General features: G+C 60.9%; 28 protein-coding genes and 1 pseudogene. 10 read left to right on the forward strand and 19 right to left on the reverse strand.

The window, feature by feature from the left end; genetic code table 11:
- Positions 1-80 precede the first annotated feature (80 nt).
- Positions 81-755 carry an SGNH/GDSL hydrolase family protein gene (locus AC0KW6_RS16435; RefSeq protein ID WP_474035451.1) on the forward strand — a complete coding sequence of 225 codons (675 nt, stop codon included), beginning with the start codon at positions 81-83 and terminating at the stop codon, positions 753-755.
- Between the two features lie 321 nt (positions 756-1,076).
- Here the strand turns inward: AC0KW6_RS16435 and recO are convergent, their stop codons facing one another.
- The 3 genes from recO to era form a co-directional block, all read right to left on the reverse strand.
- Positions 1,077-1,802, reverse strand: a complete 726-nt coding sequence (gene recO / locus AC0KW6_RS16440; protein ID WP_474035424.1) for a DNA repair protein RecO — start codon at positions 1,800-1,802, stop codon at positions 1,077-1,079.
- A gap of 69 nt (positions 1,803-1,871) precedes the next feature.
- Positions 1,872-2,201 (reverse strand): DUF1491 family protein, encoded by a 330-nt coding sequence (locus AC0KW6_RS16445; RefSeq protein WP_323776188.1) that lies wholly within the window; start codon positions 2,199-2,201, stop codon positions 1,872-1,874.
- 88 nt (positions 2,202-2,289) lie between these two features.
- Positions 2,290-3,195 carry a GTPase Era gene (gene era / locus AC0KW6_RS16450; protein WP_323776189.1) on the reverse strand — a complete coding sequence of 302 codons (906 nt, stop codon included), beginning with the start codon at positions 3,193-3,195 and terminating at the stop codon, positions 2,290-2,292.
- A 480-nt stretch (positions 3,196-3,675) separates the two neighbouring features.
- Here era and AC0KW6_RS16455 point away from each other — a divergent pair, with 480 nt between their 5' ends.
- Positions 3,676-3,993: a cupredoxin domain-containing protein gene (locus AC0KW6_RS16455; RefSeq protein ID WP_474035425.1), complete on the forward strand. Its 318-nt coding sequence runs from the start codon at positions 3,676-3,678 to the stop codon at positions 3,991-3,993.
- Between the two features lie 40 nt (positions 3,994-4,033).
- On the opposite strand, the gene rnc is transcribed toward AC0KW6_RS16455, so the two are convergent.
- The 9 genes from rnc to folK form a co-directional block, all read right to left on the reverse strand.
- On the reverse strand, positions 4,034-4,711 hold the full coding sequence (gene rnc / locus AC0KW6_RS16460; RefSeq protein ID WP_323776191.1) for a ribonuclease III: 678 nt from the start codon (positions 4,709-4,711) through the stop codon (positions 4,034-4,036).
- Complete coding sequence (lepB, locus tag AC0KW6_RS16465; RefSeq protein ID WP_323776192.1) at positions 4,708-5,544, reverse strand: signal peptidase I; 837 nt, start codon at positions 5,542-5,544, stop codon at positions 4,708-4,710. The genes rnc and lepB overlap by 4 nt, the downstream gene beginning before the upstream one ends.
- A gap of 58 nt (positions 5,545-5,602) precedes the next feature.
- A complete protein-coding gene (acpS, locus tag AC0KW6_RS16470; protein ID WP_323776193.1) occupies positions 5,603-6,034 on the reverse strand; it encodes a holo-ACP synthase in 432 nt (143 codons plus the stop codon).
- Positions 6,031-6,450, reverse strand: coding sequence for an ABZJ_00895 family protein (locus AC0KW6_RS16475; RefSeq protein WP_323776194.1), 420 nt, complete (start codon positions 6,448-6,450; stop codon positions 6,031-6,033). The genes acpS and AC0KW6_RS16475 overlap by 4 nt, the downstream gene beginning before the upstream one ends.
- 4 nt (positions 6,451-6,454) lie before the next feature.
- The gene (locus AC0KW6_RS16480; protein ID WP_323776195.1) at positions 6,455-7,204 is read right to left on the reverse strand and encodes a pyridoxine 5'-phosphate synthase; all 750 of its coding nucleotides are present in this window, start codon (positions 7,202-7,204) and stop codon (positions 6,455-6,457) included.
- 106 nt (positions 7,205-7,310) lie between these two features.
- Complete coding sequence (locus tag AC0KW6_RS16485; RefSeq protein ID WP_323776196.1) at positions 7,311-7,952, reverse strand: DUF2062 domain-containing protein; 642 nt, start codon at positions 7,950-7,952, stop codon at positions 7,311-7,313.
- Between the two features lie 46 nt (positions 7,953-7,998).
- Positions 7,999-10,143 (reverse strand): RelA/SpoT family protein, encoded by a 2,145-nt coding sequence (locus AC0KW6_RS16490; RefSeq protein WP_323776197.1) that lies wholly within the window; start codon positions 10,141-10,143, stop codon positions 7,999-8,001.
- Between the two features lie 36 nt (positions 10,144-10,179).
- Entirely contained in the window at positions 10,180-10,533 is a 354-nt protein-coding gene (gene rpoZ / locus AC0KW6_RS16495) for a DNA-directed RNA polymerase subunit omega (protein WP_024088478.1), read from the reverse strand.
- 93 nt (positions 10,534-10,626) lie between these two features.
- Positions 10,627-11,196, reverse strand: a complete 570-nt coding sequence (folK, locus tag AC0KW6_RS16500; protein ID WP_323776198.1) for a 2-amino-4-hydroxy-6-hydroxymethyldihydropteridine diphosphokinase — start codon at positions 11,194-11,196, stop codon at positions 10,627-10,629.
- Between the two features lie 137 nt (positions 11,197-11,333).
- On the opposite strand from folK, the gene AC0KW6_RS16505 reads away from it, so the two are divergent.
- From AC0KW6_RS16505 to AC0KW6_RS16530, 6 genes and pseudogenes are all read left to right on the forward strand, one after another.
- Positions 11,334-11,903 (forward strand): LabA-like NYN domain-containing protein, encoded by a 570-nt coding sequence (locus AC0KW6_RS16505; RefSeq protein WP_474035426.1) that lies wholly within the window; start codon positions 11,334-11,336, stop codon positions 11,901-11,903.
- A 396-nt stretch (positions 11,904-12,299) separates the two neighbouring features.
- Positions 12,300-13,250, forward strand: coding sequence for a 4-hydroxy-3-methylbut-2-enyl diphosphate reductase (ispH, locus tag AC0KW6_RS16510; protein ID WP_323782784.1), 951 nt, complete (start codon positions 12,300-12,302; stop codon positions 13,248-13,250).
- Positions 13,251-13,345: 95 nt separating this feature from the next.
- A pseudogene (locus tag AC0KW6_RS16515) lies at positions 13,346-13,555 on the forward strand (LysE family translocator); the annotation flags it as partial.
- Positions 13,556-13,569: 14 nt separating this feature from the next.
- Positions 13,570-14,169 (forward strand): class I SAM-dependent DNA methyltransferase, encoded by a 600-nt coding sequence (locus AC0KW6_RS16520; protein ID WP_323782787.1) that lies wholly within the window; start codon positions 13,570-13,572, stop codon positions 14,167-14,169.
- Positions 14,162-14,629 (forward strand): ribonuclease HI, encoded by a 468-nt coding sequence (gene rnhA, locus AC0KW6_RS16525; protein ID WP_323782790.1) that lies wholly within the window; start codon positions 14,162-14,164, stop codon positions 14,627-14,629. Before AC0KW6_RS16520 ends, rnhA begins: the two co-directional genes overlap by 8 nt.
- Before the next feature lie 13 nt (positions 14,630-14,642).
- Entirely contained in the window at positions 14,643-15,266 is a 624-nt protein-coding gene (locus AC0KW6_RS16530) for a trimeric intracellular cation channel family protein (protein ID WP_323782794.1), read from the forward strand.
- Positions 15,267-15,607: 341 nt separating this feature from the next.
- Here the strand turns inward: AC0KW6_RS16530 and AC0KW6_RS16535 are convergent, their stop codons facing one another.
- The 6 genes from AC0KW6_RS16535 to def (AC0KW6_RS16560) all read right to left on the reverse strand — a co-directional run bounded on the left by AC0KW6_RS16535 (position 15,608) and on the right by def (AC0KW6_RS16560) (position 19,263).
- Entirely contained in the window at positions 15,608-16,600 is a 993-nt protein-coding gene (locus tag AC0KW6_RS16535) for a glycosyltransferase family 2 protein (protein ID WP_474035427.1), read from the reverse strand.
- 130 nt (positions 16,601-16,730) lie between these two features.
- Positions 16,731-16,967 (reverse strand): GlsB/YeaQ/YmgE family stress response membrane protein, encoded by a 237-nt coding sequence (locus AC0KW6_RS16540; RefSeq protein ID WP_323782799.1) that lies wholly within the window; start codon positions 16,965-16,967, stop codon positions 16,731-16,733.
- 10 nt (positions 16,968-16,977) lie between these two features.
- Entirely contained in the window at positions 16,978-17,214 is a 237-nt protein-coding gene (locus tag AC0KW6_RS16545) for a hypothetical protein (RefSeq protein ID WP_474035428.1), read from the reverse strand.
- 13 nt (positions 17,215-17,227) lie between these two features.
- A complete protein-coding gene (gene fmt / locus AC0KW6_RS16550) occupies positions 17,228-18,133 on the reverse strand; it encodes a methionyl-tRNA formyltransferase (RefSeq protein WP_474035429.1) in 906 nt (301 codons plus the stop codon).
- Between the two features lie 100 nt (positions 18,134-18,233).
- The gene (gene def, locus AC0KW6_RS16555) at positions 18,234-18,731 is read right to left on the reverse strand and encodes a peptide deformylase (protein WP_024088465.1); all 498 of its coding nucleotides are present in this window, start codon (positions 18,729-18,731) and stop codon (positions 18,234-18,236) included.
- Between the two features lie 13 nt (positions 18,732-18,744).
- Positions 18,745-19,263: a peptide deformylase gene (gene def, locus AC0KW6_RS16560; RefSeq protein WP_323782314.1), complete on the reverse strand. Its 519-nt coding sequence runs from the start codon at positions 19,261-19,263 to the stop codon at positions 18,745-18,747.
- 99 nt (positions 19,264-19,362) lie between these two features.
- On the opposite strand from def (AC0KW6_RS16560), the gene AC0KW6_RS16565 reads away from it, so the two are divergent.
- A complete protein-coding gene (locus AC0KW6_RS16565) occupies positions 19,363-20,535 on the forward strand; it encodes a MalY/PatB family protein (protein WP_323782317.1) in 1,173 nt (390 codons plus the stop codon).
- Positions 20,536-20,537: 2 nt separating this feature from the next.
- Entirely contained in the window at positions 20,538-21,065 is a 528-nt protein-coding gene (locus AC0KW6_RS16570; protein ID WP_323782320.1) for a L,D-transpeptidase family protein, read from the forward strand.
- Between the two features lie 18 nt (positions 21,066-21,083).
- Here the strand turns inward: AC0KW6_RS16570 and AC0KW6_RS16575 are convergent, their stop codons facing one another.
- A complete protein-coding gene (locus AC0KW6_RS16575; RefSeq protein ID WP_323782341.1) occupies positions 21,084-21,452 on the reverse strand; it encodes a hypothetical protein in 369 nt (122 codons plus the stop codon).
- Positions 21,453-21,540: the final 88 nt, after the last annotated feature.

Below are 21,540 nucleotides of genomic sequence, written 5' to 3' on the forward strand. Positions count from 1 at the left end.
GAACGCCCGGAACTGGACTATTTCCAATCCGGGTTGTTCGCACCTTCACGATTCTTGGTTAATAAGAGGACATGACACGTTTGCGCCTCTTCCTGTTCCCGCTGCTCCTGCTGATTTCCGCCTGTGCTTCTGCCGTTCCGTCGGAGCACGCCCCCCGCATCCTGGCAATCGGGGATTCGCTGCTGGCCTGGCACAGCCTGGCCGGGAAATCCATCTCCGACACCGTGGCGCGGGAACTGCAGGAACCGGTGGTCGACCGCTCCGTTTCTGCCGCGCGCATCATCTACAAGCTGCCGGTTTCCGGTGCGGCCGGCATGCAGATCCGCAAACAGTACCAGCCCGGCAATTGGGACTGGGTGATTGTGAACGGCGGCGGCAATGACCTATGGCTCGGCTGCGGCTGTTTTGCCTGCAACCGCAAACTGGACAAACTGGTCTCTAAGGACGGGCGCGCGGGCGCGATTCCCGGAATGCTGTCGGAATTGCGTGCGACCGGCGCCAAGGTGATCTATCTTGGCTATCTGCGCAGCCCCGGAACCGGCTCGCTGATTGAACACTGCCGCGACGAGGGAAACGAGCTGGAAGCCCGCATCGAACGGTTGGCGGAGCTGGACGAGGGCATTCACTTCCTGTCGCTCAGGGACATGGTGCCCTTTGGCGACCGGTCTTATCATGCGCTGGACATGATCCACCCATCGGTCAAGGCCAGCAACGAAATCGGCCGAAGAGTGGCCCAAATCATTCAGGCAAATTAAATGGCGGCTCCCGCCCCTTCAGACGCATTCAAGGAATGCACCTTCTGCATTGGGCCGGGCACCGTACTGCGCACGGCGCAACAGCGTTTTCCTGCTCGGTCCGGCCCGCGCCGCGCATTGCGCGGCGCTATGCCCAACGGGCGCAAGGCATTCACAATGCCGCCGCGGCGGGCGGGAGACGTCACTTTCCATTTCCGGGCGCAGCCTGTCCTGACCTTGCAGCCGAAACCGCATTCCGGCAAGCCCTGCGGGATATGACGCTGGCCGAGGTTTCCGGTGACGTGCTGATCCCCAGCAACGACCAGGGACACGAGATGCTGTTCACGGCCGGCGGCTGAGCAGATGCATCAGCCTTCCGCGCGCCTCGGGCAGCGGCCGGTTGCCCAGCGACGGCGCAAGATGGGACTCCAGAAAATAGCCGGTGGTGCGCAGCGCCTGCAGGATTTCCGCATCTCCGGCATCGCCTTCCCCCAGCATCACCGGGGGCAAGGGCAGCAGCCGGTCTGCCCACTCCCCGGCGCCTTCACGTGAAACAGCCCGGCCCGATTTGGGGGAGACAAATTCCAGCCTGTTCCGCGCCCCGGTGACCGCACAGGCTGTCAGATCAAGCCCAAAGCCCATTTCCTCCAGCAGCCCCAACTCCCAGCGAAGAAAGGCAAGCGGCCAAAGCTCTTCATTGCCCAACAGATCCAGCAACTGTTCACTGCGGGTATAGAGCTCAGGATGCGGTTCGCGTTCAGGCAGGCAGAAGGACAGCAGCGCTGTCACCGTATTCAGCCCTGCCAGCGCCAGCCGCCCTGACATCGCAGCTGCGGCCCGGCTGCGCAAAAGTTCTGCATGATAGCTGCCTAGGTGGTCCTCCAGCCGCGCCCGCCAAGCCACATCCAGCTGGGCTCCGGGCTGCAGTACCGGAGCAAGCTTGCGGCTGGCACCGCCGCGCACCATGCCCGCGTGGCGGCCATGCGCTTTGGTGAAGACATCGATGATAGCTGAATTTTCGCCATGCCGGCGCATCGAAAGCAATATGCCATGATCACGCCATTCCAACAGCGGGCCTCCCAGTCATCCAGACCGCCGCAGCAGAGCGCATTGCAGCGGAACCTGCAAGCGGCGGAATCACTCCAGCCCTGGTTCGTTCAGCAGATGGCGGCCGGCACGGTCTTCGACCTCGATCACCCAAAGGTCCGGGTCGAACCCGCGCTGGCGCTGGATGGAAGTGTCGACCTCAGTTTCTGCGCCTGCAGCCAGTTCATCCCATTTGCGCACACCGTTCATCAGATCATAAGTCCGGTGAAAGGCACGCGCCTGACCATCCAGCGTGTTGAGTTTGACCAGCACTGCACCAGCTGTGTCATCCCCATGCGAGGTAACAAAGGCAGGAATGTCCATCAGCCGCAGCCGGGCCAAATAGGCCTGCACCCAGAATTCGGCAGCAAGGCGGGTCATGCTGCGCGTCTTCCGGCGATGCCGCCGGTTGCAACCACGGGAGCCTCCGGCGGGAGTATTTTTACAAAGGTGAAACGCATAAACAGCTTCAGTTGCCGTCTTTGAAGTCGAGGCCCATTTCGGAATAACGCTCGGATTCTTCCAGCCAGTTGGGACGGACCTTCACTTGCAGGAACAGATGCACTTTGCGGTCCAGGAATTCTTCCAGCTCGGCGCGGGCCGCCTGAGAGACCGCTTTGATCGTCTCGCCCCGCTTGCCCAGGACAATGCCCTTATGCCCGTCGCGCACCACATAGATCAGTTGATCCACCCGGGCAGATCCATCTTTGCGTTCTTCCCAATTCTCGGTTTCAACCGTCAGCTGGTAGGGCAGTTCCTGGTGCAGGCGCAACGTCAGTTTTTCACGGGTCATTTCCGCTGCGATCATCCGCATCGGCAAGTCGGCTATCTGATCCTCGGGGTAAAGCCAGGGGCTTTCCGGCAGCTTGCCGGCCAGCCACTGACGCAGGTCGTCGACGCCATGGCCGCGTTCCGCAGAGATCATGAAAGTTTCGGCAAAACCGTAGCGGCTGTTCAAGTCCTCGGCGAGGCCCAGCAGTGTTTCTGCCGGCACTTTGTCGATTTTGTTAATGGCAAGTGCCACTGTCCGGCCGCTGCCGATTTCCACAAGCCCCTCTAGAATGGTTTCCACGCCTTCGGTGATGCCCCGGTGCGCCTCGACCATCAGCACCACCACGTCGGCATCTGCCGCCCCGCCCCAGGCTGCCGCGACCATTGCCCGATCCAGGCGGCGGCGTGGGCGGAACAAGCCGGGGGTGTCGACAAAAACAATCTGCGCTTCGCCCTCCATTGCCACGCCGCGGATCCGTGTGCGCGTGGTCTGAACCTTATGGGTCACGATCGAGACCTTCGCCCCGACCATACGATTCAGAAGGGTCGATTTGCCCGCGTTGGGCTCTCCGATCAGGGCAACGAATCCGGCGCGTGTGGTCATCAATACAGGTCCTGTTTGCAGAGCAGACCCCCTACAGGATTTTACCCACAGGGGCCAGAGGCGTTTTCAAGCGGGCTTTGCCTACCTTCACATAACCTTGCCGAATGTCAAAGACCTGCGGCAGATCCCATGTGACAAGCGCGGCGCCAAGCCAGTCCGCGTGCCAGGCAGTTCACGGCAATTGCGCTTTGGAAAGGTTTCCAGCGAAACACGGTGATCTTCGGCTGGGATCGGCCGCAACCGCAGAAGTGATGGGTGCCGCCTCTTTGGGCACTGCATCCGCTGCCGCGCAACAGCTCACCATTCAGACTGCCCGCTTAGCCTTGCGCGGGAACCCCGCCGAAGGGCTGGCGAGTTTGCCGCCAGACGCCCCGCCACCGGCTCTTTACGGCATGCAAGGCAAGCCGATGCACCAACGGATCGCAGCGGCGCCATGGTGCGGGATGGCAGGCCTGGAAGAGCTGACGGCATATCGGCGGTTTGGCTTTCTCCTGCGGGCATTGGCACCGCAAAATCCACCTTCTGACCTGGGCCGGGGACGCCGCCAGGGGCACCGGGCTGATGGCCCTGGCGGAACGCAGTGAGTGCCATGTTCAGCGGCTTAGGAATGGGGCGCCAAACCTGCATTTGGTCCACCTTCCCGGACTGGGCTTTACCCCGATCCGTTCAAACCTGCGCAGGTTTCCGCCGCTGGTGGCCGATTTCCATGCTGCCGTTGAACAACAAGTAGCCGAGATCGCGATGGTGGCTGGCAATCCGCGCGGTCTGACGGTCCACTGCCATGTGACCGAACATTAGACAACAGGTCACGCGGGCTGTATCCGCGTGACCTGAGAGCTTATCCGAGCCGCGTCAGCAGCGCCTTTGCAGCGGCCTGTTCGGCCTGCCGCTTGGAACCGGCAGTGGCCTGTGCTTGGGTCCCGTCCTGAAGCCGCGCTGCGATGGTGAAGACCGGTGCGTGATCCGGGCCGCTGCGGGACAGTTCGACATAGGCCGGCGGGTTCTGACCGCGCGCCTGCGCCCATTCCTGCAGCGAAGTCTTGGCGTCGCGTGCGTCGCTTTCGACCTGATGAACACGGGAGCCCCACAGCCGCAGGATCATCTCAGCCGCGGCCTCAAAGCCTGCGTCCTTGTAAACCGCGGCAATCACCGCTTCCATCGCATCCCCCAGCAGCGCCTGCTTGCGCCGGCCGCCAGACATCATTTCCGACCGGCCCAGTTTCAGAACCGCACCCAAGTCGATTTCCGCAGCAACATCAGCGCAGGCCTCCTTGCGCACCAGCGCATTAAAGCGCGGCGCCAGCTGGCCCTCGGTGGCGGTCATGTCATGCTCCAGCAAAGCGGTGGCCATCACCAGCCCCAGAACCCGGTCACCCAGAAACTCCAGCCGCTGGTTGTCCTTGCGGTTCGGCGACGACACAGATGCATGTGTCACAGCGCGTTGCAACAATTCGGGCCGGGCAAACTGATGCCCGATCCGGTCTTCAAACGCGCGCAATTCCTTGGACAGTTTCACTTGATCCCCTTGAAGAAACGGTCGCTCCGCCAGGTCCAGAAATAGAGCATTGAGCGCCCGGCGGAAGAGAACATGATACGGTCGGCACGCCCGATCAAGTTTTCAAACGGGACGAAACCCACGCCGCCGGCAGACTGCGGCAAACGGCTGTCTGAGGAATTATCCCTGTTGTCGCCCATAAAAAAGTAGTGACCTTCCGGCACTTGATAAACGCCGGTGTGATCCATGCCCTGATTGGTGATGTTGAGAACAATATGTTCATTGCCGCCGGGCAGGGTTTCCAGTTTGCGCGACTTATTGCAGACAGCACCCTGGCCCACCGGCGCGTTTTCACAACGCGGGAAGGACCCCTGCGGACCCTGACGCTCCATCACTTCCTCGAATTGACCGGCATCTTGCAGCTTTACCGGTTCGCCATTAATGAAAAGAACGCCATTCTTCATCTGGATCTTGTCACCCGGCAGACCGATCAGCCGCTTGATGAAGTCGTTGCTGTTCACTGGATGGCGGAACACCACCACATCGCCGCGCTCCGGCTGGCTGCCCATCAGGCGGGTATTGTCGCCGTCCAGAAAGCCGCAGATGTTTTTAGCATCTATGTTCAAACCAACAGCGGGGATGCGCACGCTGGGGCAGGAAGCATAGGAATAGCCATAGGCCATCTTGTTCACGAACAGGAAGTCCCCGATCAGCAGGGTCTCCTTCATCGATCCTGACGGTATCCAAAAGGGCTGAAAAAAGAGGGTGCGGAAAACACCGGCGATCAGCAGCGCATAGACGATGGTTTTCACCGTCTCAATGATCGAACTGCCGGTCTTTGCTTTGGCCGTCATCAGGCTCTCCGGTTTGGAAACAGGGTCCGGCGCTACATGCGGGCCTGAAGGGGCCAAGTCAAGTTCCGGCGGGCAATTCCGCCAGGTTCGCTATCATGGGACGCGCCTCAATCACCACAAAGGCCTGCGCCCAGGGGTGGTCATCCGTCAAAGTCACATGGATCACCGCTTCATGGGCCGGCGGGGTCATTTCGCGAAGGCGTTCGGCGGCCCAGCCTGTCACATGCATCACCGGCTGACCCGTACGCAGGTTGGTAACCGCCATGTCCTTCCAGGCGATCCCCATGCGCAGCCCGGTGCCCAGTGCCTTGGAACAGGCTTCCTTGGCGGCCCAGCGCTTGGCATAGGTGCCCGCCACGTCGCGGCGGCGTTCGGCCTTGCGCTGTTCAGTTTCGGTGAAAACCCGGTTGCGGAACCTGTCGCCGAAGCGGTCCAGCGTGCGCTGGATACGCTCGATATTGGCCAGATCGGTTCCCACGCCCAGGATCATTCTTCCAGCCGTTTCAACCCCAGTTTGATGCCATGCGCCAGAAACAGACGGTTGACCATCAGAATGACCGCCAGCAGCAATACAAAAAGGCCTGCGAGATACAGGGCAGGAATGGTCACTCGCGCTTCAGCGATCACCGGGTTGTTCCAGTAGAGCGGCAGTTGAACGATGGTCAGCAGCGCAACGACCCCGGTCATCGCCGCTGCATTGACCCAGGCCGACTTTCCGTCCAGCGGTACCCGGATTGTCCGCGCGATGCGCATTCCTTCAAGAACTGCGGCAAACATCGGCGGCAGAACCGTTGCCAGCCCGGCCGGCATGCCGACCCCGAACTGCGCCAGCATCAGCCCCACAAGCATCATGCCGATTGAGGCAGCCATCCAGAGTAGGCCGTAGCGGATCAAATTAGCGTGCATGGCCTTATTTTTCCCGTGCTTGATCCATCATCCGCCGCATTTCCTGCACTGCCGGGGTCAGACCCCGGAAGACTGCCTCGCCAATCAGGAAATGGCCGATATTCAGCTCTTTGACCTCCGGGAAGGCCGCAACCGGTTTTACGGTATCATAGGTGAGGCCATGGCCGGCATGCACTTCAAGCCCTAACGAATGAGCATAGGCCGACATCTCGCGCAATGCATCCAATTCGCGGTCACGGTCCTTAAACCTGGCCTCGGCGTGATAGTCGCAATAGGCGCCGGTGTGCAGTTCGATCACCTCGGCGCCGATCCGGTGCGCGGCTTCGATCTGCTTTCTATCGGCGGCAATGAAGATCGACACCCGGCAGCCTGCGTCGCGCAGGGGTGCGATGTAATGGGCCAGGCGGTTTTCCTCACGGGCGACCTCCAGCCCGCCTTCGGTGGTGCGTTCCTCGCGTTTCTCCGGCACGATGCAAACCGCGTGCGGCTTGTGGCGCAGGGCAATTTTTTGCATTTCCTCCGTCGCCGCCATCTCAAAATTCAGTGGCACCGTAAGCGCCTCCATCAGCCCGTCGATATCGGCATCTGTGATATGGCGGCGGTCTTCGCGCAGATGCGCGGTGATACCGTCGGCGCCTGCCTCCTCGGCCAGTTTTGCCGCGCGGATCGGGTCCGGATAGGCGCCACCGCGGGCGTTGCGCACTGTGGCGACATGGTCGATATTCACGCCCAAGCGCAATTTGTTCTGTGTCATGGCAGCTGTCTCATCCGTCTGAAGTCAAAGCTTTTACGCAAAGACTAGACAGCCTGCGGGCAAGAGCAACCCTGCTGGCGATAATGGTACAATCCGGCGCCACGGCTCAGGAGCCGGTGTCGACTTCGGCGCGCTGCTTGATGGCCTCGAACTTGGCCTTGATCTTGGCCCGGCGGCGCTGCTGGTAGACCCGGATCACCGGCAGGCTGAGCATATAGCAGACGGACGCGGAAATGATCCCCGGAATGATGCCGCCGATCATGTAGGGGTAGAAAACCTCGTTATAGAACAGGTGCAGCCCCTGCCAGTCGGCGGGCTGGTCCAGGAACAGCGCAAACAGGTTGTCCTTCAGGTCGCCCCCCGCGTCCAGAAACTTGCCCATCAGGGATTTGTCGACTTCCCCGTCGAACTCGGTTCCAAGAATCCAGTGCCCGGTCTGCAGCGAGGCCACCCCGATCGGCACATAGGTCAGCGGATTGCCAAAGAAGGTGGCGCTGAGCGAGGCAAGAATATTGCCATTCATCAGCCGGGAAATGATCGCCGCGACAAGGAAGTGCAGCCCGTAAAAGGGCGTGAAGGTGGTGAACACCCCGGCCCAGATGCCGCGGGCGATGCGTTCAGGCGAATCGGGCAACCGCCGCACCCGGTGCTTCACATACAGGAACGCCCTTCCCCAGCCGCCACGCGGCCAGAGAAAATCCGCCAGCGCCCGGAGGGGCGGACGTCTGTCCCGGCGCCTGAATACCAAAGCTGTGCGTCCTTCCCAGTTCCCGGCTCAAAATTTCATCGGCTTATCACGGAAAATGGCGCTCTTCCGGTTTGTCACGGAACCGCGCCACCGCGGCAACATCGCTTTCGGCTTCAAGCGTCAGCATCAGCGAGTGCAGCTGCTCCACATCCCGCAGTTCCACATTGATCATAAGCCGGTAAAAGTCTGGTTTCCTGTCGACAAATTCTAGGTCCGAGATATTGGCCTTTTTCTCACCAATCAATGTGCAAATGCGTCCCAGCACACCGGCGTCATTGCCGATGGTCAGCTCCAATGTTGTGCCATAAGCCGCCGGATGGGTTCCGCTGTGCCACTGCACATCCATCCAACGCTCCGGCTGGTCCTCAAACTCGCCCAGCTTGTCGCAATCCGCGGAATGCACCACCACCCCGCGGCCGCGGTAGGTGATGCCGATGATGCGTTCGCCCGGCAGCGGCTGGCAGCAAGGCGCACGCTCAAAGCTCTGCCCCGGCTCCAGGCCGACCACGGCCCGGCGCGGAGAGATTTCGTCGCCATCGCCAGTAGTGGTCAATTCCGGATAAACCGATTGCACCACGTCATGCGCGGTGATCTCTGCCGCCCCTAACCGTGCCAGCAGCTCATTCACCCCGCCCGCTCGCAGGGCACGTGCAGCAGTTTCGAGCGCCTTGTCGGTGGCCTTTTTGCCGACATGCTCAAAAGCCGAGCGTGCCAGTTCATGACCCAGCTTCACAAACCGCGCCCGGTCCGCCTCGCGCAGAGCGCGGCGGATCGCGGTGCGGGCCTTGCCGGTGGTGGCAATCTCCAGCCAGCTTAACTGCGGGGTCTGGCCCTCGGCGGTGATCACATCCACAGACTGGCCGTTGCGCAGCCGGGTCCACAGCGGCACCCGGATCCCGTCCACCTTGGCGCCGACGCAGGCATGGCCGATGCGGGTATGGATGGCATAGGCAAAGTCGATCGGCGTCGCGCCCTTGGGCAGTTTGATCACATCGCCCTTGGGCGTGAAGCAGAACACCTGGTCGGAATACATCTCGAGCTTCACTGCCTCGAGGAATTCGTCGTGATCATCCTCGGCGTCGAATTGCTCGGTCAGCGAGGCAATCCATTTGGCCGGGTCAACCGCAAAGGGGTTTTCCGAGCGCACGCCGTCGCGATAGGACCAGTGGGCCGCCACCCCGGTTTCGGCCACGTCATGCATCTGCCGGGTGCGGATCTGCACCTCCACCCGCTTGCCGTCCCGGCCTGAAACCGTGGTATGGATCGAGCGGTAACCGTTGGATTTCGGCTGGCTGATGTAATCCTTGAACCGGCCCGGAACCGCCCGCCAGCGCTGGTGAATCGCCCCAAGCGCGCGGTAGGCGTCCTCTTCGGAGGTGGTGATAACGCGGAAGCCGTAGATGTCCGAGAGCCGCGAAAAGCCCTGATCCTTGGCCTGCATCTTGCGCCAGATCGAATAGGGTTTCTTGGCGCGGCCAAAGACCTCCGCCTCGATCCCGGCCTTTTCCAGCTCCAGCCGCATGTCGCCGGTGATCCGGTGAATTACATCGCCTGTTTCGCGCTGCAGGGTCACGAAACGGCGGATGATCGACTGGCGGCCTTCGGCATTAAGCACGCGGAACGCCAGATCCTCCAGCTCCTCGCGCATCCACTGCATCCCCATGCGGCCCGCCAGAGGCGCATAGATATCCATTGTCTCGCGCGCCTTCTGGGCCTGCTTTTCCGGGCGCATCGCCTTGATTGTGCGCATGTTGTGCAGCCGGTCGGCAAGCTTGACCAGGATCACCCGCAGATCTTTGGACATCGCCATGAACAGCTTGCGGAAGTTTTCCGCCTGCTTGGTCTCGCGGCTGCTGAGCTGCAAGTTGGTCAATTTGGTAACGCCGTCGACCAGCATCGCCACCTCATTGCCAAAGCGGCGGGTGACTTCCTCGTAGGAGGCCTTGGTGTCTTCGATGGTGTCATGCAACAGCGCGGTGATGATCGTCGCATCATCCAGGCGCTGTTCGGTTAGAATGGCTGCGACGGCAACCGGATGCGTGAAATAGGGTTCGCCGGAATGGCGGAATTGCCCTTCATGCATCTGCTCGCCGAATGCATAGGCCTCGGCAATTCTATCCGCATTTGTCTTCGGGTTGTAGTTGCGGACCAGAGCAAGCAGATCTCCAGCGGAAATATCGGGGGAGTTCATGTCCGGTCCGCAGCCTCAAATTCGTCAGCGCACGCCTCAGCCCTGGCCCTGGGCCTCCATCAGCGCGCGCAGCAGTTTCTCTTCAGACATATCGTCATCGGCGGGCTTGTCGTTGTCCGCGCCCATCAGCAAAGCCATCGAATCTTCTTCCGGCTCATCGACCTCAATCTGGGTCTGATTGCCTTCGATCAGGCGCTCGCGCAGATCGTCTGCGCTTTGTGTCTCATCAGCGATTTCACGCAAGGAAACGACCGGGTTTTTGTCGTTATCACGGTCCACGGTGATTGGAGCACCTGCCGAAATTTCGCGGGCGCGATGCGCTGCCAGCATCACCAGCTCAAAGCGGTTGGGCACCTTGTCTACGCAATCTTCAACCGTCACGCGGGCCATCAGCGACTCTCCAATTCATTCCGGGTCCAGAAGGCAGACATTTACGCCCAAACCTTTCCCTTGACAAGAGCGGAAAACGCCGCATTGCGCGGCTTACAGCGGCGTGACCTCCGCCACATCTGCCGGCGGCAATTCCGCCAGCAGCCCAGCAGCGGTTTTCTGCAGAACCGGGTGGCGCCAGCGCGGGGCAATATCGCAAAGCGGCACCAGCACAAAGGCGCGGTCCTGAAGGCGCGGATGCGGCAGGATCAGCTGCCCGGGGGCCTCCTTCATCTGGGTCTCCAGCGGCAGCCTCTGCCAGCGGGCAAATCCGTCCGCATCCGGCAGTACTGCACCGCCGTGGTCAATCAAATCCAGATCAAGCGTACGCATCCCCCAGCGTTGTTCCCGCACCCGGGCAAACTGTTCTTCAATCTCATGCAAACGCGCCAGAAGCGCGGGCGCGGACAAAGATGTCTCAACCGCAACTGCAGCATTCACATAATCCGGTCCGGCGCCTGCTGGAAAACAAGGCGTCTGAAAGAACCGTGAGACGCGGCGCAGGACAACATCATCGGATTGCAAAGCGGCAACAGCCTTTGACAAAGTGGCTTGCGGCGCATCAGCGTCCACAGGCAGGTTACCGCCGAGCGCGATGAGGGACGTTTTCAGATTTCCGGCCATTTTTGACCCTATTTCAGAATGGCAGTATACTTGCGGCAGATGACAAATAACTTACATTAAGTCCACCCGTCTCGCTGATTTCTGGCACTCACTCACGGATCACCCGGCCGGGACGGTTATACCGGAAGGAACATTTTATGTTTTACAAAGACGAACGGCTTGCGCTGTTCATAGACGGGTCGAACCTGTACGCCGCAGCTAAGGCGCTTGGGTTCGACATCGACTATAAGCTTTTGCGGCAAGAATTCATGCGCCGCGGCAAGCTTCTGCGGGCCTTTTATTACACTGCCCTGCTGGAGAATGACGAGTATTCACCGATCCGCCCGCTGGTCGACTGGCTGCATTACAACGGCTTCACCATGGTCACCAAACCGGCCAAAGAATACACCGACAGCATGGGCCGCCGCAAAGTCAAAGGCAACATGGATATTGAGCTTACCGTCGATGCCATGGAATTGGCCCCGCGGGTAGACCATATCGTGCTGTTTTCCGGTGATGGCGACTTCCGTCCGCTGATCGCCAGCCTGCAGCGCCAGGGTGTACGCGTCTCGGTGGTTTCGACCATCCGCAGCCAGCCGCCGATGATCTCTGACGATCTGCGCCGCCAGGCCGACAATTTCATCGAGCTGGAAGAATTGCGCGACGTCATCGGGCGCCCGCCGCGCGAGCAAAGCGAACCGCGTTCGGCTACAGTTGCACACGGCTGAGCAAACCCACCGGAACAAGGTGCCCGATGGGGCGGCGCCTTATTCCGGACAGCGCTTTTTTCCGCATGATTATTGATCCGGTTGCGGCGGGAAGCCAGTTTGCCCTGTGTGAATTGGCGGGAGTGACGCCATCAGCAGGCCGGCAGTGTTCTGGATGGAAAGATCATCCAGCTGCATTTAAGCTATGCGCCTGAACATGACCGCCTGAACGGCTGCGGCAACTTCCGCCTCACAGAGACACCAATTGTCTTTTTCACACATTTGCTACTGCCAGTGCGGCTTTTCCGGCCTCTATGCTGGCGCCGCCGCGGCAAGTTTCCGACGCATGGGCAGGGACTCCGCCGGCACTGGACCTTGCCGCGTGAACCGCTTACCTCTGGCCGCAAGGAGACGCCAATGACCAAGCCAGCCCTGACCCTCTACCTTGCTGCGCCGCGCGGTTTTTGCGCCGGTGTGGACCGCGCCATCAAGATTGTCGAAATGGCGATCGCGAAATGGGGGGCGCCGGTCTATGTGCGCCACGAAATCGTGCACAACAAATTCGTGGTCGACTCGTTGCGCGACAAAGGCGCGGTGTTTGTCGAGGAGCTGGATGAATGCCCAAACGACCGCCCGGTAATCTTTTCCGCCCACGGGGTCCCAAAATCAGTTCCGGCTGAGGCCAGCCGCCGCGAGATGGTCTATGTCGATGCCACCTGCCCGCTGGTCTCCAAGGTGCATATCGAAGCCCAGCGCCACGCTGAAGCCGGCCTGCAAATGATCATGATCGGCCACAAGGGCCACCCGGAAACCATCGGCACCATGGGGCAGCTGCCCGACGGCGAGGTGCTGCTGGTGGAAACCGTCGAGGACGTCGCCACGGTAGACGTGCGCGACCCTGATCAACTGGCCTATGTCACCCAGACCACCCTGTCGGTCGACGACACCAAGGGCATCGTGACAGCGCTGCACCAGCGGTTCCCGAACATCACCGGCCCGCACAAAGAAGACATCTGTTACGCCACCACCAACCGCCAGGAAGCAGTGAAATCGGTGGCGCCCAAAGCCGACGCGCTTCTGGTGGTCGGCGCGCCGAACTCCTCGAATTCCCGCCGCCTTGTCGAGGTTGGCGCCAAGAACGGCTGCGACTACGCCCAGCTGGTGCAGCGCGCAGACAACATCGACTGGCGCGCGCTGGAAGGCATCGGATCGGTTGCCATCACTGCTGGCGCCTCCGCCCCGGAACTGTTGGTCAACGAAGTGATCGACGCCTTTCGCGCCCGCTATGAGGTGACCGTCGAAGTGGTGGAAACCGCTGTGGAAACCGTGGAGTTCAAAGTACCCCGGGTATTGCGGCAGCCCGCATAATCCTTCTGCCGGAGCAATCCAGGCGACAGAAAACGCACCCGGCGCGGGCGAACCGTGTTATGCCTGCTCCCGGGCATACTTCTGGAGCCGCATTCATGATTTCGCTGCACATTTTGATTACCGCATTTGTTGTCGTTCTCGCACCCGGCACCGGTGTCATCTATACGCTGGCGCTAGGTCTCGGCCAAGGCCGCACTCACCTGCTGAACAGCGAGCGGGTGCTGAAGTGGATGAGCCACGGTTTTGCCGCCGTCTTTGCAGGCCTTGCCGCCCGGCTGGCCGCAAGAACGCACCTGAGCGCGGCTAAGGAGACATCCGGATGAGCGATGACAGAACAATCAGCGTCTATGACGAACGCGCCGCGGAATACGCCGAACTGGTTGCCGGCAGCTCCGCAAACGGGGAACAGGCGGATTTCCTGGCCTTCACTACCCGCCTGCCCGAAAACGGCACGGTGCTGGATCTCGGATGCGGCCCCGGCCACTGGGCGGCACATTTTCGGGACGCGGGTTACCGCGTGGCTGCCCTTGATGCCTCGCAGGAAATGGCAGACGCCGCCCGCACCGCGCATGGAATAGAGGTCACCGTCGCCGGGTTTGAAGCCTTGGATGCCGAGGCGGTGTTTGACGGCATCTGGGCATATTTCAGCCTGCTGCATGTTCCGCGGGCCGAGCTTGCCATCCATCTGTCCGCTATCCACCGGGCACTGACCCAAGGCGGAACAGTGTGCCTGGCGATGAAACTGGGCGAGAACGAAGGCCGCGATGAACTGGGCCGGTTCTATGCCTATTACAGCGAGGCCGAATTGCGCAGCCAGCTCGAAGGTGCCGGTTTCACCCTCCTTGGCAGCCGCCGCGGCGCTGGCAAAGGACTGGCTGGCACACAGGAGGAGTTCGTAGTACTGACCGCGCATGCCTGAATTATTTGCTTATACCGACGGCGCCTGTTCTGGAAATCCCGGCCCCGGCGGCTGGGGCGTCCTGCTGCGCGCCATGGACGGTGACACTATCGTCAAAGAAAAAGAACTCCAGGGCGGCGAGGCCGAGACCACCAACAACCGGATGGAGTTGCTGGCGGCGATCAATGCGCTTGAAAGCTTGGCGCGGCCGTCCACGATTACCGTGGTCACCGACTCCGCCTATGTGAAGAACGGCGTCACTGGCTGGATCTTCGGCTGGAAAAAGAACGGTTGGAAAACCTCCAGCAAGAAACCGGTGAAGAATGTCGAATTGTGGCAGCGCCTCGACGAGGCCCAGCGCCGCCACAAGGTGACTTGGGAATGGGTCAAAGGCCACGCAGGCCACCCCGAGAACGAACACGCGGATGAACTGGCGCGTGCAGGCATGGCGCCCTTCAAGAAAAAGAGACGCGCCGGATGAACAGGGCCGCTGGATGACGTTTCTGGCGCTGCTGGATTACGCGTCGGTGCTGGTCTTTGCCCTGACCGGTGCACTGGTCGCCAGCCGGGCGCAGCTGGATATCGTCGGCTTTGCTTTTGTTGCCTGCTTGACCGCGCTTGGCGGCGGCACTTTGCGCGACCTGCTCTTGGACCGCAATCCGGTGTTCTGGATCGGCAATCCGAATTACATCCTGCTTGCGGCCTTCGGTGCGGTGGCAGTATTCCTCTGTGCGCATCTGCTGGAGAGCCGGTTGCGCTGGGTCGTATGGCTGGACAGCTTTGCATTGGCTGTGGCTGTCCCCGCTGGGACAGGCGCTGCAATTGCGCTGGACAGCCCGCCGGTGATCACCGTGCTGATGGGCATGGCCACCGGAACCATGGGCGGGCTTATGCGCGACGTGGTCTGCAACGAGGTGCCCTTGGTGCTGAAACAGGGTGAGCTCTACATCTCCTGCGCCATGGCGGGTGCAATCACCGCTGTTTTGATGATTTGGATGGGACTGGAGGTGCGGTTTGCCCTGCTGGCCTGCGCCGGTGTGTGCTGGACCCTGCGGGCAGGGTCCATCCTGTTCGGCTGGCACCTGCCAGTCTACAAAGGCCGCCCGCCGCGCAGTTAAGGCAACTTTACGACGCACACAGCCTCGCGGCAGATTTCCACAGACGCACTGGCAAGCGGCCCATCCGGCACACCAGGCTGGGCGGCCGGAACAATCCGCACCTCTCGCAGCCTATCTGCGAAAGCCATAGGTACGAGTTTGCCGTAATGACATGTCTGCGGGTTTGACGGCTGAAAGGACAACGGCGTGCAGGCGGCGCCTTTGCCGGCTCAGGCCCCGGCCATTTCATAAGAATGTGCGGTCGGTGCAACCGCTGGACCCAGCTCCGCTTGGCTTGCTTGCCGAGGCACAATGGCCCTGACCGGTTCGAGGACCTGTCACCCCCAGCGAAGGTGCCGCAATCAGGCCATTTTGCGGGTCTCGCCCAAGGATTTCAGAAGTTCCTGGCCGTCTTTGCTGATCCTGGCCTTACGGCCCCGTCGACGGTGCCAGACCTGCGCCATTTCATGGTATTCCCGCAGATTGGCATCCTGTAGAAGCTCTTCCTTGATTCGCAGCGCGGCTGAGAAATTGTCCGCCAGCCGCCGGTCTTCTTCTTCATTCCTGTCAAACTTGTGCCAGTAGCTTGGTTCGATGGAGGAGGTGAAATGGTTCGCCCGGCCGCGCGCTTTCTTGTTGAGGAACCCGTCGCGAGAGCGCAGTGCATAGTGGTTAAGCTGCGCGGCGGAATAGCCGTAGTTGCCGCGCACGTACAGTGCGCCTTCCACCTCATCCTCCGGCAGGCGTGTGCCATCGGCAAGCTGCCAGTTCACCCCGCCCCCCGTTTCCGCAAGATAAGGGCGGTGCACCCCCATGCGGGTGAATTTGCCATTCTTGCGGAACGCAGTCTTGAAGAACCGGTGTTCATCCGGACGCCCCACCGCAGGTTCAGCCAGCACAAATGCCTGAGGCACCGGGGGATGGTCCACAGTCGCGACCCCGGAATTGCCGAAGATGCGCCAAACAAAGGATACCGCATCGGCATCCGCCCGCTCTGCCAACAGCCCCGGCAGTGTGCCGTCGCCGGAGTTGATCTGCAGATACTCATCTACGTCGATCACCAGAACCCAGTCGGCATTGTTCACCTTGGGCTCGTACTCCGCCCACATCAGCGCGCTTTTGTGCGGGCCGCGGCGCACCACCCGGCTGAACCGGTGTTCGATAACATCCATCCGGTGCAGGCAGCGCAGGATATGGTCCGTAGGGTCGGAACATTCGTTGGTGAAGATGACAAAATCACTGACACCAATCGATTTATAGTGGCTGATCCAGTCGAGAATATAGGCGCCTTCATCCTTCATAGTGGTCACAACCACCACATTCGGCGCTCCGGGGTGGCCGCTGTCCTGTATCATCTGCAAATGCTCTCTGTCTCGATTTCCCGCTGCGTTGCACAGCGGTTGAGATATCGTATTCATTCAGCCCGCGGTAAATCAGAAATCGCGCGTTCTCCCCCCGGCTGTGGCCTGCGTGCCTCAGCCGGGACTACTTGCGCAGGAAGCGCTGCCAAAGCCAGATCAGCACCAATGCCCCCAAAACCGCACCGGCAAAGCCGGCCATGAACCCCATGACCGCCAGCAAAGCACGCAGCACCAGCCCGCCGATCAAGGCACCAGCCATGCCAATCACAACAGTGGTGATGATATCAGTTTCAAGCCGCATCAACCGGGTCGCCAGAAAACCTGCGGCCGCGCCAATGATGATGAGGGCAATTATCGGCATCCCGGCCTCCCTATCTGCGCCAATGGGTCGGCACGATCACCAAAGCCCCTATGGAGGAGGCAATCGCATTCCAGCCCGGCGCGCTGAACCCGATGCCGAACATCAGCCGCACAAAATAAAACAGGAACGCCCCGCCAGTGCAAATGATGATTGAAGGCACGTAACCGTTGCTGGTGAAGCCGCTGCGTTCAGACGCGCAGCCGACCATACCGGCAATCACCACGGTGCCCAAAAGGGTCAGAATCATGCCGGGCCCCCGGTTACAGGCAGCAGCCCTTCGAAACAGGGTAGCCGCGCAAGAAAACTTCAGGATCCTGCGCACTTTTGCCTGCCCGTTGCAAGCGCAACAGCTGGACCGCGCCGGACCCGCAAGCAATCGTCAGATTGTCATCCAAAACTTCGCCGGGCGCCCCTTGGCCCTTTGCCCGTCGCGAGGCCAGCAATTTGACCCGCTGCCCCTTGATGCCGCACCAGGCGCCGGGGAACGGCGACAATCCGCGGATTTGACGGTCCACCTCAGCCGCCGGACGGGTCCAGTCTATCTGCGCCTCGCTCTTGTCGATCTTTTCGGCATAGGTAACGCCAGCCTCCGGCTGCTCCTCGGGTGTCAGTTCCGGCAGGCGGCTTAGCGCGCCCACAATCAGCGCAGCCCCCATCTGTGAAAGCCGGTCATGCAGCCGGGCAGTGGTTTCTTCCGCTCCGATTTCAGTAGCCTCCCGCAGCAGAACCGGGCCGGTGTCGAGCCCTGCCTCCATTTGCATGATGCAAACGCCGGTTTCTGCATCACCAGCCATGATCGCGCGGTGGATCGGCGCCGCACCGCGCCAGCGCGGCAGCAGGCTCGCATGGATGTTGAGACAGCCGTGTTTCGGCGAATCCAGGATCACCTGCGGCAGGATCAACCCGTAGGCCACAACCACAGCGACGTCCGCCTGCAGCGCAGCAATTGCGTCCTGCACCTCCCCGCCTCTAAGCGAGACCGGGTGACGCACGTTCAGCCCCAGAGCCGCGGCGCGGGCATGAACGGGCGCGGGGCGGTCTTTCTTGCCGCGGCCCGCCGGCCGCGGCGGCTGGCAGTAAACGGCAGCAATTTCGTGCCCTGCATCGACCAGCGCATCCAGCACCGGCACCGAAAATTCAGGCGTTCCCATAAAGACAATGCGCATCAGTCAATCCGTCCGTACCCCGGTTGCCATGCCGCGCCTGCCGTGGGGGCCGTTCCGGACGCGCATCGGGCCGCATTTGGCCCGGTAGTAGAAATCAGTGTCAGCCGTTAAGCTTTTTCGCCTTACGGATCAGCATATCGCGTTTCACCTTGCTTAGATGGTCGAAATACATCTTGCCGTTCAGATGGTCGATCTGGTGCTGCACCGAGGTCGCCTCGATCCCGACGAAATCCTTGCGGTCGACCATGCCCTGCTCGTTGGTGAAACGAACGGTCACGGCGCGCGGGCGTTTGATCCTGGCCGAAACACCCGGCAGGTTAGGACTCGCCTCGTCATGTTCGCGCAACTCGATCGAGGAATGCAGGATCTCCGGGTTAGCCAGCTTCACCGCGCGGCCGCGCTCGGCAGAGCCGTCCACCACAGCCAGCCGCAGCATCACACCGATCTGATTGGCAGCAAGGCCAACACCGGGCATCGCGTCCATGGTGTCGATCATGTCGCCCCAGATTTCCCGGATTTCGTCAGTTATTTCGCTTACTTCTTCGGCCTTGGTGCGCAGGCGTTTGTCAGGCCAAGGCAGGCAGGTGCGGACGGTCATGTCGGATATTTCCTCAGGCGCGGGCGCGTTCGCGCTTCAGCTTCTGCATCTTGCGCGTGATCATCTGGCGCTTCAGCGGCTTCAGGTAATCAATGAACAGCTTGCCGTTCAGATGGTCGATCTCATGCTGCACGCAGGTCGCCCACAGCCCGTCAAACGTCTCAGCTCTCGCGTTGCCGTCGCGATCCATCCATTCGACTTCAACCACCTTGGGCCGGGTGACTTCGGCGTATTGATCCGGGATCGACAGGCAGCCTTCCTCATAAACGTTGGTGTCGTCGGAGGCGGACAGGATTTGCGGATTAAACATCACCAGCGGACGCGCATCACCGTCTTCTTCCTTGACGCAGTCCAGCACGATCAACCGTTGCAGAATTCCGATCTGCGGCGCCGCCAGCCCGATGCCGGGGGCCGCGTACATAGTTTCCAGCATATCATCCGCCAGGACGCGCAAATCGTCGCTCAGGTCCGGCACAGGCACGCAGAGCTTCTTCAGGCGGGGGTCGGGATGGATCAGTATCTGTCGTTTCATAAAGTCCATTTATGCGATCAGCGGTTCCATCGCAACGCCCCCCTTGCTTATGCCGCTGCAGCGATTAGCTTCGCCTACAATGATACGGGAGTTCACCATATGAATTTTGACAAGATCACCGACCGCCGCGGCACCCATAGCTCAAAATGGGACAAGATGGAGGCATTGTACGGTCTCTCCCCGCAGGACGGTCTGGCGATGTGGACAGCCGATTCCGACTACGAAACCGCCCCTAGCGTGATTGAAGCAGTCAAAGCCGCCGCCGAGCACGGCGTGTTCGGCTATTCCTGGCAGCACCCGGAGTATCTGCAGGCAGTTCAATGGTGGATGAAGACCCGCCACAGCTGGGACATTGAGACCGATTGGGTGCTGACCTCGCAGGGGCTGGGCAATGCCATTGCCCTCTGCCTGGATGTCTGGAGCCAGCCCGGCGACGGCGCAGTTATCTTCTCGCCCGTTTATCATGAATTTGCACACAAGGTGAACAAGACGGGGCGCAAGGTTACCGAATGCCAGCTGGCGCGCGACGGCGACACCTACAATCTGGATCTGGATGATGCGCAATCGCGCCTGAACGGAACCGAAAAACTGCTGTTGTGGTGCTCGCCGCAGAACCCGTCAGGCCGGGTCTGGACAGTGGAAGAACTGCGTGCGGTAGCCGATTTTGCCAAGCGCAATGGGCTGATCCTAATCTCCGACGAAATTCACCACGATCTGGTCTATCCCGGCAGCACCTTTGTCCCAATGGACGTGGCGGCCCCCGACGCACGCGCCTGGACTGTCACGCTGACCGCCCCCTCCAAAACCTTCAACATTGCCGGCCAGCGGACCGGCAACATGATCATTCCGGATCCGGATCTGCGCACCGCGATGCGGCACAGACAGAACACGCTGGACTATGACCCCAGTGCACTTGGCGTTGCCATGATCACCGCCGCCTATTCCCCGGAAGGCGCTGAATGGGCCGATGCGCAGATCGCCCATTTGGAGGGCAACAGAAAACTGTTTGATGAGACCGTGAACGCATTACCCGGTCTTAAATCCCTGCCGTTGCAATCAACCTATCTGGCCTGGGTGGATTTTTCCGGCACTGGCATGAGCCGCGCGGAGTTTATCAGACGGTTGCGTGAAGACGCCAAAATCGCCACCTCGCCCGGTGATGGCTTCGGCGCCGGCGGTGAGTTCATGGAGCGTTTCAACCTCGCCACCCAGCGCTCGCGCGTTGAGGACGCGTGCCGCCGCCTGACTGCGGCGTTCTCGGACCTGCAGTAATCATGAAGCGCCTGCTGCGCCTCGTGGCGCTGGTTGTTTGGACCGGCGCCGCCTGGATTGCGTGGCAGACCTTTGCGCCGCTCCCCGCGCCGCCGCCATCCGCAGCAACGGACCAAATCGACCGCATCCTGATCGAAAAATCCGCCCGCCGCCTGACCGCCAGCCGCGACGGGGAGACGGTGCTGGAATTCCCTATCGCGCTAGGGTTCGCGCCGGCCGGCGACAAATTTCAGCAAGGCGACGGCAAAACGCCTGAGGGCATTTTTCTGATCGACCGGCGCAACCCGAACAGCGCCTATCATCTATCGCTGGGGATCAACTATCCGCTCCCCGAGGACATGGCGCAGGCCAAGGCCGCAGGTGTCAGTCCCGGCGGCGACATCTTTATCCATGGGCAACCGAATTCCATTGGCGGCCTTGCCACCCTGTTAAGCGATTGGACGGCGGGCTGCATCGCAATCAGCAATGACCAGATGAAAACGCTTTGGCGGCTTGCCAGGATCGGGACGGAAGTGGAAATCCGCCCCTGACACCCCGTGCATCCGGTGTCAGATCTTGCCTTGCGACTGATCGAACGGGATCAGTCCGGCAGGTCCACCTGGTGATTCATAAAAATCCAGCGGCGCCTTGTCCGCAGCCGGCGTCGAGCGCTTGAACTCATAGCGCATCTCTCCGCCCTCTTCCTCACTGGCGACGATCAGGCATTGCGACAGGTGCCGCGCGCCATCGTAAAGATCCACCAGACCGCGCAGCATCGGTGCGGTTTCTGCTTCAACCGAAAAGCCCGTCTTCCACATCCGCAAAACCGGAACCAGTTCATTGTCCGCCATCACCCGCAGACGGTTCCTCTTGCGCATCCCCTGAAGGCGGGCAGTGTCCAGCGCTTCCTGCACGGCTTTGGGCACATATGTGTTCATCATTCAGGCCTTCCAAATGCATAGGTTCTCTTGGAACCTTCTATTCAACGGTGCGTCACAAACAGATAAAATCAAGTGAACATTTTCG

Source organism: Leisingera sp. SA215, assembly GCF_055902035.1.